Annotated in this window: 11 protein-coding genes; 1 reads left to right on the top strand and 10 read right to left on the bottom strand. The window is 57.0% G+C overall.

The window, feature by feature from the left end; translation table 11 throughout:
• Positions 1-179: 179 nt before the first annotated feature.
• The 10 genes from QKE52_RS01315 to QKE52_RS01270 form a co-directional block, all read right to left on the bottom strand.
• Positions 180-3,386, bottom strand: coding sequence for a DNA translocase FtsK (locus QKE52_RS01315; protein WP_347947906.1), 3,207 nt, complete (start codon positions 3,384-3,386; stop codon positions 180-182).
• Positions 3,387-3,463: 77 nt separating this feature from the next.
• Positions 3,464-4,102, bottom strand: a complete 639-nt coding sequence (locus QKE52_RS01310; protein ID WP_175973127.1) for a TIGR03085 family metal-binding protein — start codon at positions 4,100-4,102, stop codon at positions 3,464-3,466.
• Between the two features lie 43 nt (positions 4,103-4,145).
• Positions 4,146-6,242, bottom strand: coding sequence for a ribonuclease J (locus tag QKE52_RS01305; RefSeq protein WP_180963891.1), 2,097 nt, complete (start codon positions 6,240-6,242; stop codon positions 4,146-4,148).
• Between the two features lie 2 nt (positions 6,243-6,244).
• Entirely contained in the window at positions 6,245-7,153 is a 909-nt protein-coding gene (dapA, locus tag QKE52_RS01300; RefSeq protein ID WP_070754115.1) for a 4-hydroxy-tetrahydrodipicolinate synthase, read from the bottom strand.
• A 70-nt stretch (positions 7,154-7,223) separates the two neighbouring features.
• Positions 7,224-7,973 carry an FAD-dependent thymidylate synthase gene (gene thyX, locus QKE52_RS01295; protein WP_070754114.1) on the bottom strand — a complete coding sequence of 250 codons (750 nt, stop codon included), beginning with the start codon at positions 7,971-7,973 and terminating at the stop codon, positions 7,224-7,226.
• Positions 7,973-8,719, bottom strand: coding sequence for a 4-hydroxy-tetrahydrodipicolinate reductase (gene dapB, locus QKE52_RS01290; RefSeq protein WP_049157587.1), 747 nt, complete (start codon positions 8,717-8,719; stop codon positions 7,973-7,975). The genes thyX and dapB overlap by 1 nt, the downstream gene beginning before the upstream one ends.
• 898 nt (positions 8,720-9,617) lie before the next feature.
• The gene (locus QKE52_RS01285; RefSeq protein WP_347947902.1) at positions 9,618-10,931 is read right to left on the bottom strand and encodes an ISL3 family transposase; all 1,314 of its coding nucleotides are present in this window, start codon (positions 10,929-10,931) and stop codon (positions 9,618-9,620) included.
• Between the two features lie 827 nt (positions 10,932-11,758).
• Entirely contained in the window at positions 11,759-12,154 is a 396-nt protein-coding gene (locus QKE52_RS01280) for a hypothetical protein (RefSeq protein ID WP_042531285.1), read from the bottom strand.
• On the bottom strand, positions 12,151-12,468 hold the full coding sequence (locus QKE52_RS01275) for a hypothetical protein (protein ID WP_141754606.1): 318 nt from the start codon (positions 12,466-12,468) through the stop codon (positions 12,151-12,153). The genes QKE52_RS01280 and QKE52_RS01275 overlap by 4 nt, the downstream gene beginning before the upstream one ends.
• Positions 12,468-12,902 (bottom strand): hypothetical protein, encoded by a 435-nt coding sequence (locus tag QKE52_RS01270; RefSeq protein ID WP_347947900.1) that lies wholly within the window; start codon positions 12,900-12,902, stop codon positions 12,468-12,470. The genes QKE52_RS01275 and QKE52_RS01270 overlap by 1 nt, the downstream gene beginning before the upstream one ends.
• Positions 12,903-13,366: 464 nt before the next feature.
• Here QKE52_RS01270 and QKE52_RS01265 point away from each other — a divergent pair, with 464 nt between their 5' ends.
• Entirely contained in the window at positions 13,367-14,035 is a 669-nt protein-coding gene (locus tag QKE52_RS01265; protein ID WP_158396518.1) for a hypothetical protein, read from the top strand.
• Positions 14,036-14,090: the final 55 nt, after the last annotated feature.

The raw sequence follows: 14,090 nt of genomic DNA, 5'->3' as shown, positions 1-14,090 counted from the left end.
AATAAGATATCCCTCCGGTCGACACGACAATAAAGACCGGAGGTCTCCCCCGCCAGCGGACTCTATGCACAGTCCCGCTAGCCGGCGCGACCGGGAACTGTACCGCAGTTGCCGTGTTGACGATCGACGCCGTGGATTGGGGTACTCCCCTCCAAGACTCGTCCTATCCTACACGGAACTTAGAACGCGCCAGTGGAGGGGTTAGCGGAAATTTCAACCGTACGGGAATCGGCAGATCCATCCTCGCTCCCGCCAGCACCTTCAGCGTCTTGGACTTCCTTCGGAGCCTCTGCTGGGTCAGCGCCCTTAATCATCCAAATGATGGTGTCAAGCTCCTCCGGCTTGACCAGAACCTCACGTGCCTTGGAGCCTTCGGAAGGACCGACCACACCGCGAGACTCCATGAGGTCCATGAGACGGCCAGCCTTGGCGAAACCGATACGCAACTTGCGCTGGAGCATCGAGGTGGAACCCAGTTGGGAGGTGACCACGAGGTCGACGGCCTCCAAGAGGTCGTCCATATCCTTGCCGATCTCCTCGTCGATCTCCTTCTTCGCCTCCGAGGCTTTATCGTCGGTCACGCCTTCCGTGTAATTCGGCGAGCCCTGTGCCTTCGCGGCGTCGACCACCGCCTGCACCTCCTCGTCGGAGACGAACGCACCCTGCATACGCACTGGGCGTCCGCCCTGCGGGATGAAGAGGCCATCGCCCATACCGATGAGCTTTTCTGCACCGCCCTGGTCCAGGATGACTCGGGAGTCCGTCAACGAGGACGTCGCAAACGCCAAGCGGGAAGGAACGTTGGTCTTAATAAGACCGGTCACCACATCCACGGACGGACGCTGCGTTGCCAGCACCAAGTGGATACCGGCCGCACGTGCCTTTTGAGTAATGCGAACGATGGAATCCTCAATTTCCTTCGGCGCCGTCATCATGAGGTCCGCGAGCTCGTCCACAACGCACACGATGTACGGGTACGGGCGCATCTCCCGCTGAGAGCCGGCAGGAGCCTGGTATTCGCCACTGCGGACCTTCCGGTTGAAGTCCTCGATCTTGCGCACTCGGGCAGCCTGCATATCCATGTAGCGCTGTTCCATCTCTTCTACCAGCCATTGCAGGGCTGCCGCGGCCTTCTTCGGCTGCGTGATGATGGGAGTGATGAGGTGCGGGATACCTTCGTACGGGGTGAGCTCCACCATCTTCGGGTCAACGAGGATGAGGCGAACATCTTCCGGCGTCGCGCGGGTCAACAGCGAGACCAGCATGGAGTTCACGAACGCCGATTTACCCGAACCGGTTGCGCCGGCTACGAGCAGGTGTGGCATCTTCTTCACGGAGAATGAGGTGTATTGCCCCTCGATGTCCTTGCCCAAACCGATAAGCATGGGGTCATGGTCGGCACGCAGTGCCGGGGAATCCAGGACGTCGCGCAGACGCACCATTTCGCGGTCTGCATTAGGCACCTCAATGCCGACTGCGGACTTGCCCGGGATCGGGGTCAGCAGACGCAGGTTATCCGTCGCCACCGCATAGGCCAAGTTGGACTGCAGGTTCGTAATCTTTGAGACCTTAACGCCTGGGCCCAGCTCGATTTCGTATCGGGTCACTGTCGGTCCGCGACTAAAGCCGGTGACTTGTGCATCAACCTTGAACTCCTCGAAGACCTCGGTGATGGCCTCGATGATGCGATCGTTGGCCTCGGTGCGCGCCTTCGCTGGCTTGCCTGCGGTGAGCAATTCCGTGGTCGGCACATCGTAGCCTCCGCCCAGGGCAGTGTCTTCCGCACCACTCGGGGTTGCGGGTGCTTCTTCGGCTACGCTCTGAGCCTCGTTCTCAACCTTGGCGCCCGTACGGGCGTCGCGTCCGGAGCGTTCCTGGAACATCCGTACTGCTTCGGAATGCGCGGCGGAGACAACGTCATCTCCGACTGATGCGGCCGACGCTGTGCTTGCCGACGCCTCCGCAGCCGCCGCGCCCAGTGCCGCACCGGCAGCACCGCCGACGTCCACGCGCGGGCGCTTCTTCTGCGCCGGTTTCGGCGCCGGTTCAGGCTCCAGAACGGCCGTGGGCTCAGCATCCTGAACCACTGGAATCTCGTCAGTATCATCCGCGCGGCTATCAAAGCTCGGACGGCCGTGCTGCACCGGCTCCTGGTTTGCAGGCTGCGCCGCGGAGTCAAAGGACACCGTGGCGTTCTCATCCGGTAGCTGCCTTGGGGGCTGCTTCGGGGTCTGCTTCGGGCGCGGGCGCGGAGTATATGCCGGGCGCGCGGGACGCTCGCGGCCTTCGGCGATGGCGTCGATGTCATCGCTGACGTAGTCGTAGTCGTCCGCGGGGGCGTCGTCAAGCAGCTCCTGCTCTGAACGATTCTTCCTGTCACGCAGGCCGCCGACGAGCGCCGCACATTGCGCGGCCACAAAATCATATGCTTCACGCAGGGTGATGCCCGTGATATTGAGTGCCCCATACACAATGAGCAAGAAAAGCAAAGGCACCGCGACGTAGCTAGAGAAAGCCGCTACCAACAGTTCACCTATTGCATAGCCGATAGCACCGCCAGCCTCCCCGGCGGCATTGTTATTCCAGGTCAGCTTCGGAAGACCTGCAAAGATGTGAATGAGGCTGAGCATGCACACCACGATGAGGGCCGTGCCGCCCACCACGCGTGGCTTGAAATGGCCAGCTGGACCGGAAAGGTCCATCATGAGCGCGATGGCTACGCCGATCAGCGCAACGGGAAGAACATAGGCGCCCGCGCCAATCACATAGCGCACAGCGTTGGTGAGGTACTCACCGATAATGCCGGCCACCTGGAACCACGTCGCGCAAGCAAGGATGATGGCCACGCCGATAAGCACAAGAGCCACCGCATCTGGATTGGAGACGCGGATGCTCTTCTCAGTGTGAGCTGGACGCTCCATGACCGTCGTCGGCATCTCACTGTCGACGTCGCGTGCTCGCGTTACCTTGCTCTTTGCCGGAACAGCGCTATCGGCCTTGTTGCTCTTTTTCTTGTTCTTCGCGCGTCCAGAAATTTCCCCTGGCTCCCTCAACTCGTCGTAATCATCGTAGGCACCCTCGTCATGAGCAGCATCGTAGGCGGAGTCATAGAGGTCGTCATCTCGACTCCCCGTATCTACCGGCTTGAGACCGGCAAGGCCGTGCCCGACCCCTCGCGCCATGCTTCCCACGCCTCGGGCGGTAGCGCCAAAAACGGTTCCCAGTCCGCGGCCAACGGCGCGAAAGGCGCTGCCGGTCCTCTCTTCGGAGGTCTCGGCAGCGCGGGTTGCGGAGGTCAGCGAATAGCTTGTGCGGCCCGATGGCCGCGACCGATTGGCGGTGCGACCTCGGCCGGAGGCGCGAGACGGAGCGTTCTTGACAGACATGCCTGCCACTTTAGTAGCAAATGCACCATTAACAACATGCGCCACACGCGTGCACTGAAGATTTTAGCCAGTTCAGCCTACAGACTTGACCTAACGACGGCGGATGAATCCCCGTCAATCTCAACGCGAGCCGCCTCGCGACCGAACGCCCATAGGAGCAACTCGGAAACTGCCCCACGGACCCGCACCACGTTGTCCCCCTTCGCTGCCACACGATGTTTATCCGCCGCGACGAGTGGCGCAAACCCAGCCGGCTCCAGCACTACCGGAAGGCGAGAGTGCGCCAACAGCCTTAACCCGAGAAACTTTAGCGGTGCGAGCAACTCCTTCTGCACCGCTAGCGAGAAATCACGCGGTTCGCTGTGCCCATTGGCCCGGCGTAGGTCTTCGTGGTGCACAAAATGCTCTGCGGTGTTGAGCACTGAATCCACGTAGCGCATAGGGTTGAGCTTTCCCAATCCCCTACCCCAGTCATCCACCAGTTCCTCAAAATCTCGCGCACGGACTTCCTCCATGATGCTGTCCGCATGGGAAGTCAGCGCTGGAACAAAAGAACTGATGACGACGTCGGGCCGGTTTTCGCGGATCCAGAGGTGCGACACGAGGTCGCGGGCCGTCCACCCTTCGCACAACGTTGGGGCATCAGGGCCAAGTTCATGGAATAACGCCACCATCTTGGTGCGCTCTGCTGAAGAAAACGACATGCGCCCCAGCATACCTACGGTCGGTAGGAACGCTGGGGCGCTGTCTACCTAGACGTTAGAGTGATTCACGGGAAGCGTGGACTTCGTCGTCGTCAGGCATCAGGACATCCGAGTTCGTCGGCACGATGGTCGGCAGAATGACCGGCTCGCGCTTGTACTTGGAATCCATGAGCTTCGAGACCTTGCGGCGCAGCTTCTGCACCATGCGGTAGGTATCGTTCTCCCCCTCGGCGGCGAGGTCATTCATGGTGTTTTCCACCATCTCAGCTACCTCGGGCACGATACCGCGGTCATCGTCGGAGAAGCCCGTCGTGGACACCGTCGGATGCTCGAGCAGACGGGAGGTGCGGTTGTCGATGACACAGGTGATGGAAACGACACCACCCGCGCCCAAGTTGGTGCGATCTGCAAGAGTATCGGCATCGACATCACCCATCGACACGCCATCGACGTAGAGGTTGCCCACCGGGATCTGGCCGACAACCTCGGCGCGACCATTGCGCAGATCGACGACGACGCCGTTCTGGGCCAAGACCACGCGGTCCCGTGCCACACCAGTGGAGATAGCCAATTCCTTGTTCGCGCGCAGGTGGCGCCACTCGCCGTGCACGGGCATGGCGTTCTTCGGGCGTGCTGCGTTGTACAGGAACAGCAGCTCACCACCGTAGCCGTGGCCAGAGGCGTGAACCTTGGCCTCCTTATTGGTGATAACTTCAGCACCAATCTGGGACAGCATGTTGATGACACCGAATACCGCTTCCTCGTTACCCGGAATGAGGGAGGAGGAGAAGATGATGAGGTCACCATCACGGACCGTGATCTGACGATGCTCGCGACGAGCCATGCGGGACAAAGCAGCCATCGGCTCGCCCTGGGTACCCGTGGTGATGAGCAGAACCTTGTGCGGAGCCATCTTGGCTGCCTCATCGATCGGGATGATGGTGCCGCGCGGAACCTTGAGGAAGCCCATCTTTTCCGCGATCTCCATGTTGCGCATCATGGAACGGCCGTTGAATGCGACCTTTCGGCCGGCAGCCACGGCAGCGTCGATAGCCGCCTGCACGCGGTACACGTTCGACGCGAAGGACGCGATGATCACGCGCTGCTTGGCTCCAGAAACCAAACGCTTAAAGGTCGCCGGAATGTCACCTTCAGAGGCAGAAACACCCGGGATGTTGGCGTTGGTGGAGTCACACAGCATGAGGTCCACGCCCTCATCACCGTAGCGCGACAGTGCCGGGAGGTCAGTCGGGCGGTTATCGAGAGGGGTCTGGTCCAGCTTGATATCACCGGTGTGAATGATATTGCCTGCCGGAGTACCAAGCATGACACCAAGCGCGTCCGGGACCGAGTGGTTCACTGCCCAGAAGCGGCAGCGGAACGGACCGTAGTTCACATCAGACTTCTCGTTGACTTCAACGAACTTCGGCTTCTGGCGGTGCTCCTTACATTTTGCAGCAATGAGCGCGATGGTGAAGCGCGACGCCACGATCGGGATATCCGGGCGCAGCTTCAAAAGCCACGGGATAGCGCCAATGTGATCCTCGTGCGCGTGGGTCACCACGAGGGCCTTAACCTTGTGAATCTTCTTCTCAATCGGACCAAAGTCCGGCAGGATGAGATCCACGCCCGGCTCACCGGAGGACGGGAAAAGCACACCACAGTCGATGATGAGCAGTTCATCTTGGTACTCAAAGACGGTCATGTTGCGACCGATCTCAGAGATACCACCCAGAGCGTAGATGCGCAGGGCATCCTTTTGCTGCTTCGGCGGTTCCGGCAAACGCTTAGTCAGGTCCGCACCCTGCATGGATTTAGGCACATTGCGGCGACCACGGTTGTTATTGCGGTTGCGGCCGTTGTTGCGGCCACCATTGTTGTTGCCGTTGTTACCGTTGTTGTTAGCGCCGCCATTGCCACCGCGACCACGGCCACGGCCGCCGCGGGAACCACGGGAGCGGGAGCGGCGGTTGCCGTCCTCAGAATTCGAGTTATTCGAGTTATCAGACTCGTTCGAATTAGTGCCAGTCGCAGCCGATTCATTCGGCGCTTGGAAAACCGGCGAAGCCGCCTCATTCGAGGCGGTCTCAGTCTCCGCAGGCGGACCCGCCTTGCGGGTTACCTTGCGGGAACGGTTACGGGATTCAGTCATTCTTAAAGGACTCCAGCCTTCTCCAAATCGTGGCGGAGAGCCTCAACCTCCTCCGCGTCAGCCGCGGATACCGGAAGGCGAGGGTCCCCTACTTCAATACCCTGCAGACGCAGGGCAGCCTTAACAAGAGTTGCTCCGCCCAGACGGCTTTGCGCCTGGATGAGCGGGGTTAAAGTTTTCGCGTTAATCTCTCGTGCACGTGCGATATCGCCTTCTTCGAAGGCCACGTAGAGATCAGCCAGGGCGCGCGGTGCAAGGTGGCCAATCACGGAAATGACACCCGATGCGCCAAGGGCAAGCCAGGGCAGGTTGAGGCCATCATCCCCGGAGTACCATGCCAAACCGGTCTCCTGGATAAGCGGTGCGGCCGCAACAAGGTCGCTTTTAGCGTCCTTGACGGCCTGAATGTTCGGCACGTCCGCGAGACGGAGAATCGTCTCCGTTTCGATCGGGATGCCCGAGCGGCCAGGAATGTCGTACAGACAAATCGGAAGATCCACGGCGTTAGCCACGGCAGTGAAGTGCGCGTACACACCAGCCTGGGAGGGCTTGGAGTAGTACGGGGTAACAACCAAAAGGCTATCCGCACCTGCATCAGCAAAGGCGCGTGCCGCCTCGATGCTGGTAGCGGTGTTGTTGGTTCCCGCACCAGCACAGAGGGTGGCTCGGTCCCCTACCTCTTCCTTCACAGCCGCAAACAGCTCCAGCTTTTCATCCAACGACGTCGTAGGTGACTCACCCGTAGTACCCGAGAGGATGAGCGAGTCGACGCCGTTATCAACAAGATGAGCTGCTAGGCGACGCCCTGCAGACACGTCCAGCGCACCGTCCTGGTCAAACGGGGTGACCATCGCTACGCCCACGCGTCCGAAAGTGTCGACGCCTGTCTGTGCTGTCATACCTGTGCTCATAGGCGTCAAGATTACCCGCTTTGCACCTTATTAGCTGAATCGGGGCGTTGCGCGAGTCTTAAATTTCTCCTTAGGCGTAAGGACTCGACGCCATTTCGGTGCCATCGCTCAGGGTGGTGATATTGAAATCGTCGAAAAGCACCGGCGATTGCTTCCTCAACAGCTTCAGACATGCCACCGCTAGCTGCCGCATCTCCGTATCCGCCTGTTCCGTCGCCCGCGCGCCGATAAAGTGACGCCACGCCCGGTAGTTGCCGGTCACGACGATGCGAGACTCCGTCAGGTTGGGTAGCACTGCACGGGCGGCCTGGCGTGCCTGCTTCTTGCGCAGCAATGCATTCGGTTCCTGCTCGAGCTTCGATTCAAGAGCATCGAGAAGCTCTTCGTAGACGAAACGCGCATCATCGGCTGCCTGCAGAGTCAATCGGGTAAGTTGTTCATCCTCCGCAATGAGTTTCGGCAGCACCACTTCAGCCTCTTCAGAATGAACAAAGCGCTGCGAGAGTTGCGAAAAAGAGAAATGTCGGTGCCGAACTAGCTCGTGTGTTGCCGAACGCGACAAGCCACGGATATACAGCGTCGCGGTTGCGTGCTCGAGCAGCGCATCATGCCCAACCTCGAGGATGTGATGCAGATAAGCCTGGTTCGAAGCAGTTCGTGGGTTCGGCTTATCGAAGGACTCGTAACAAGCTCGCCCAGCGAACTCGACAAGAGCCTCGCTTTCCGACGCCTCCCCGTCCACCTCCCAGTCCACTCCCTGCGGCGCGTGGAAAGAAGTGGCCGCGATGAGCTGGACATCAAGCTCAGTGACCTTAGCCATTACAGCTCCAAGTACTTTTCCAGGCCCACGGTCAGCCCTGGATGAGACTCAATTTCCCGCACACCCATGAGCACGCCTGGAGTGAAAGAGGAACGGTCATAAGAATCTTGACGGATCGTCAGCGACTGGCCCTGGGTACCGAAGATAACTTCTTCATGCGCCACCATTCCTTGCATGCGGACTGCGTGAACATGGACGCTGTCAACATCCGCGCCGCGCGCTCCGTCGAGGGACTGCTCGGTCTTGTCCGGCATTGCATCCAATCCAGCCTCTTTGCGAGCCTTCGCAATGCCCTGTGCGGTATGAACCGCGGTGCCGGACGGCGCATCGAGCTTGTTCGGGTGGTGATACTCAACCACCTCAGCGCTGTCGAAGAATTTTGCAGCTTGTGCCGCGAAGACCATGGTCAGCACAGCCGAAATAGCAAAGTTCGGAGCGATCAACACGTGGCCCGCACCGTCTCCCTTTGTCCATTCCTCCACTTGCGCCAGACGCTCGGCGTCGAAGCCCGTGGTCCCCACGACGGCGTGAATGCCATGCTGAGTACAGAATTCAAGGTTGCCCATAACGGAAGCAGGCTGGGTGAAGTCAACGGCTACCTGCGCGCCAGCTTCGACTAGCTTCTCAAGCGGAGTATCGCGATCGATTTCAGCAACAAGCTCCAGATCCTCTGCAGCGTTGACGCCCTCCACGATTGCTTGTCCCACGCGGCCCTTAGCGCCGAGGACACCCACCTTGATAGTCATTCACAATCCCTTCATCTATGTTCGTTCTGTTAGCCACGACCAGTCTATCCCTGTCGACATCCAGGGCTCAGAACGGGGCACGCGGCGCTAACTCCCCTCGCCTGCACCATTCACCTACCCCCGTTGTTGTGTATGAGTAAAACCTATACCCCCAGCTCGGCAAGAGTCGAATACACAACCTAAAGCATTACTCAACACCCCCATGCTTCTTGGTTTGTGAAGTTTATCCCCGCAGGCTATAGACCTTGGTTTGTGCCGGCACTAGGATTAGTTGTAGAACACTTCTTCTAACACTATTTTCTCGGGGGATACGCCAATGAGCACCACCATCCTGCCGGACGCCTTCTTTAGCATCAGGACGCTTCAGTCCGGTAGGGATAAAAAAATCCGGATATTAACAGCACCTAGCATCCGCCTTTTACCTATCGATAGCATCTACCGGGTGGTGGTTTCCTTTACTGAGATGCTTACCGGTCCTGGGCCTTTATCACTCGCTCGCTTACGACCGTGTGCGCATAAATTGACCAGGATAGAGCTGAATCCATAACCAAAAGCGTGTGTGCCAGGGTTCCACCCGCGCTAAAGCGAGGAGGCTTGAAATCCCCGACAACATTTCCTTTATCAGTAATGTGCGTCCATCTACTGTGCCTGCAGCCTTTGCTGGTGATGGTGAGAATGCTGGGGAAGCCCGTGAAAACGCTTTTATCGTCAATGAACCCTTTGTCCCGGAGCAATCGAAGACGCTTACAAGCTCCCGAATCGTAAATTCCCCACAGCCTGGCAACGTGGTCGCGCGCCATAGCTTCAAACGCAACCAAACAGTCAAGAGGAGCCGATCTCGCTCAGTTAACTCAAATTGCTTGGCCGTACGAAACGGTCGTAACCGGCCCTTCCGGTTTTAGAGTGCGTTGATTTTGTCCTGTAGTTGTCCGGAGTGGATCAGGCACCGCAAGATGTAGTGGTTGAGGTTTTTAAATCCTAGGGCGATGCCGCGTAGGTGTTCGAGTCTGCCGTTGATTGCCTCGACGGGGCCGTTGGAGGCACCGATATCAAAGTAGGCGAGCACATCTTTGCGCCTTCGCCACAGGGTGCGTCCCAGTTGGGCGAGCTCTTCTAAGCCTTTTGGTAATCCTTTACGCAGGGTGTGGATGATGCGTTCCATGAGCTTTTTGCCTTCCGATTTCTTCGGATGCGCGTACGCTGCGATCATGTCTTGGTAGACCAACCACGTTACTTCTAGGCACACGTAGTCGTCATCGGTGGCCCACAACATTTCTAAGCGGTGCTTTTGCCGCTCGGTGAGATAATTCGTCCTGGTCAACAGGGTGCGCCGGTGCTTGTACAGTGGGTCATCTTTGCGTCCGCGGCGCCCGGTGGTCTCGCGTTGGAGTCGCTGTCGGCAACTGGTGAGTTTGTCGGCTGCTAGATGCACTACATGGAAAGGGTCCATGACTTTGTCAGCTTGTGGTAGTTGCTCCTCGACTGCGGTGGCATATCCGGTAAACCCATCCATGGTCACCACCTGTATCTGTTCCCGGAAGCTGGGGTTGCGTTCCTTAAGCCACCCGCTGAGCACATCTGCGGACCTGCCCGGTCGCATGTCTAACAAGCGTGCAGGCCCACGCCCGTCCACCAGCGGGGTGAGGTCAACGAGTATGGTCACCAGGTTTGATGCCTGGCCTGGTTTTCTGGTGTGTTTCCATACATGTTCATCGACTCCGAGGACGCGAACCCCGTCGAGGTGGTGAGGGTCGCCGTAGACAAGCTGGCGGCAGGCATCTAGTGCGACTTTATTGACTAGGTCCCAGCCCACACCGAGTGCTTTGGCGGTCGCTGACACACTCATCCGGTCAATAGCAAGGCGTTGCAAGATCCAGCGGGTGACCCGGTCAGTGAGTTTGGCACCGTCATCAGCGCAGGGTAAGGATTCTTGGAAGATCTTTCTCTTACATGAGGCGGCTGTGCACCGGAATCTAGGGACTGTTACGTGCAGCCTAGTGGGGAATCCAACAACAGGAAGATCAACGAGTCGACGGGTGATGTGGTCGCGCAGCTTTCCTGGCTGTCCGCAGTCCGGGCACACGCCGATAACAGCTACTGGCGTGGCCTCAATGATGGTCAGCGGTCCGGCATCAGCGGCACCGGTGATGGCAAGCCCGATTTCCGCGGTACGGCAGATAGTGTCGGCGACGAGATTTCCAGTAGGCTTCACAGTACGGGTCCCTGGTGGGTTTAGATGGTTGTGTAGGAACTTTCATCTTCACACCAGGGACCCCTACATGTTGTGGTGACCCGCTGAACCCGTCGTTTTCTACCTCACCCCGCTACGCACCCCGAAACCGGAAGAGCCTCGTAACCTCTGGTCTGAAACATGAATAATCTTCACCATGTAGTAATGGTCGCATTAGAGTGTGCAAACCCTAATGCGCCAACGAAACGACAGATTATCACGCGCTTTGAAGGAGCATGACGAGTATCCTTCTCCCGCCTCGCCTACGGCTCGTTGGACATCAGGTCATGAAGGCTTCGCAATCATAACCCGGAAGATCTCGCACGAAATTTCTAAAACGACAAAGAAGCCCTAGATTCGTATAAACGGTTCTAGGGCTTCTAACCTTTGCTTCACGAGTTCAGCATGAGCAGTGAGCTACCGATTGCTCCAGTACCTATATTTTCAATTGACGCGATAATGCGACTGCGATTGTTATGACCCATTCTCTGCTCCTTTTCTTTATTTATGCGAACAAGAAACTTCTTTGAAAAAGGCTGACCTACACTTTCAATAATCCAAAGAGCAATCAGGTATAACACTGCTATTGCTAAGGTACCTAGGATGTCGAGTCCTAGATCACTGCTTAGCTCAACCCGCGAAGCACTATTGATTATATAACAGGAGGGAGACACACTCTCTGGAAAGATGGAACAAATGTTCTTAACGGGTTAGCTTCACAAAAATAGAGAACAATAGCTCAGGGAGTCACGTTAAGCGTGACTCCCTCGACAAAACTTCACCACCTGCACCGAACGGCTTCCAGTCCGTTACTTCGGCCGTGACATAAACGACGCGAAATCAACAGAGCTGATAAAAGACCGAGGCCACTCCTCATCGTCGGTCAAAAGCATGTCCTCCCACAAACGTGACACAGCCGCCCCAGGCTCAATAGGCTCGTCGATCGTCCCTAATGCGGTGGAATAGCTATACATATTCCATTCATCCTCGTTAACCGGTTCATCACTCTGAGCCTGGAGATCATGGAGCAAGTTCTTTTTCACAACGGAATCCGACTCATCAATCTCCACATCAGCGACCAGATAGACGGTCGTGAACTGTTTCACGCGCTCCACTCGTTCAAGATAGCGCTGATAAAACCGAGGCAAATCCTCTTCTCTCGCAAGGAAATAGGTCTTTGTCAGGGTAATTTCGCTGGACATCATTTAGGGTTCCAACTCGTGTCATAGGCACCCGACGGACGGTACTTCCGCTGAGGATAGCAATGCCTCTTATGGGCATTGTTAAACTTGCTTTCATACAAATTTGCATCGGATTTGGCAGCATTAGGATCTGTTGGATGATTACCTATGACAAAGCCCACAATAGGATTGCCGGGGGCATTCTCCACTACCTGGCATTTCATGGTGATCATGCCTAGTTCATTTTTAACAACACCCGCTGCTTGCGCGACTTGCGTTTGAGCAAACACTGCAGAAGGAAGAGCGAGTGTAAGCGCCAAAGCACGTAATTTCTTCATTAGCAATTCTCCACTCGATCGATGCGAGTAATACCTGGAACCTTCAACTTGGAAACGGTTTCTTCAGCGCCCGGGGCAACCCCTGTGCACTCAATATCCTGAGAACCCACCCAACCCGTCATGATGACTTTCACCCGAACAGGTGTAGGGCAATTATTCCGAATTTTGATCTCAGCTTGATGATGCTCAGCAGACACACACGCAGGGGCAGTGTTTGATGCATCATAGAAGCTTATAGTCGGCTCACCTTCCACATGGATTTCCGCTGACTGTTTCTCCTTGGCATCCGACAGGTCTACAGTCTTGGTTTCTCCGGAAGACAACTCAAATCCCGATTCACTGTCTGCAGCAGGAACCGTATCACCATCCAAGGTCGCTTCTGCATCCTGAGCAAACGCGCTACTGGGGGGCGGCAAGAGCCAAGACAGCACCACAAACCAATGCCAAACGAACTTTTCTTGCAGACTTTTTAACCATATTCTTTACCTTTCTTAGCGTTGGGAATGCACTTCACTCATGACAGTAGATGGAAAGTCCTCTCAAATCCATAGAACCTCCGTTCGGTACGCATAACTAAGAAGGATGAACACACGGATAAGCCCCGCGCCGTCGAAACAAACGATGAACCCAAAACTCACCCCGCACAACCCCAAGCCGTCGAATCAAACGACGAAGGGTCGCGGGAGCCGGGGCCGGAGGGAGATAAAGAAAAGCCTCCCTAATGGTAAAAAGTCGGCGCAGTTTTTGGAACTGAGCGGAACTTTTAAGAGTTAGGGAGGCTAGATGGCCTGAGAATGCCCCTCGGGGTCCAGCGGGGTTACGCAGTGATGCCCACGTGTTGCTGCTCGTTATGATGGTCTAGGAAGCTGGATCCTGCTGTCACAGCTGAAGGGAAAATATGACTCGCTCTATTGCACCGACCACCGTCTTCGGGGTCATCATTGCCGGATGTGCGTTGACCATCACCGCATGCTCTGAGGGAGGTTCGCACTCCACAAATTCACCTGCTTTTAGTTCGGTTGAATCCAGCCCGCGAGTTGCTGAAGCACCAGCCAGTGAAGAAATGGCCTCAGAGGACTCGGGCGCGCAAAGCAGCTCGGAGGCGATGACTGCAGCACAGTTTGCGGGCATGGGTACAGCAGCCCTGGATAATCGGCATCACATGCCCGAACGGCTTGGAGATCTCACGCCAACTACGGTGCGTGTGGGGGCTCACAATGGCTTTACCCGCGTAGTTATTGATCTCGAGGGAAACGGCGAACCGGGCTGGTTTACCACCTACACAGACAGCCCAACTCAGCAGGCCTCCGGTTACCCCGTTGAGGCAGAAGGAAATGCTTTTCTCGACGTCGGAATCGAGGGAACTCCTTGGCCATCTACGCCTGAGCTCGAGGAACGGCATATTCAGCAGGGAACTACTCCTGGAACTGGAGTCGTGAGTGAGGTCGTCTACACCAGCTCATTTGAGTCACAATCGCAATTCATCATTGGTCTGCAGAAGAGGACTCCGTACTCGGTGACATTTCTCGAGGACCCCAAACGACTTGTACTTGATTTCCAGGACTAGCAGCTAGCACCCAACAAGCTAAGAGCCCCGCCATCGCAGCCCATGAACGAGCTGG

The sequence above is a fragment of the Corynebacterium sp. c25Ua_47 genome (genome assembly GCF_039907205.1).
GTDB lineage: Bacteria > Actinomycetota > Actinomycetes > Mycobacteriales > Mycobacteriaceae > Corynebacterium > Corynebacterium hiratae.
The sequence above is the reverse complement of the archived record's forward strand: the minus strand, read 5'-3'. Positions and strand labels throughout refer to the sequence as shown.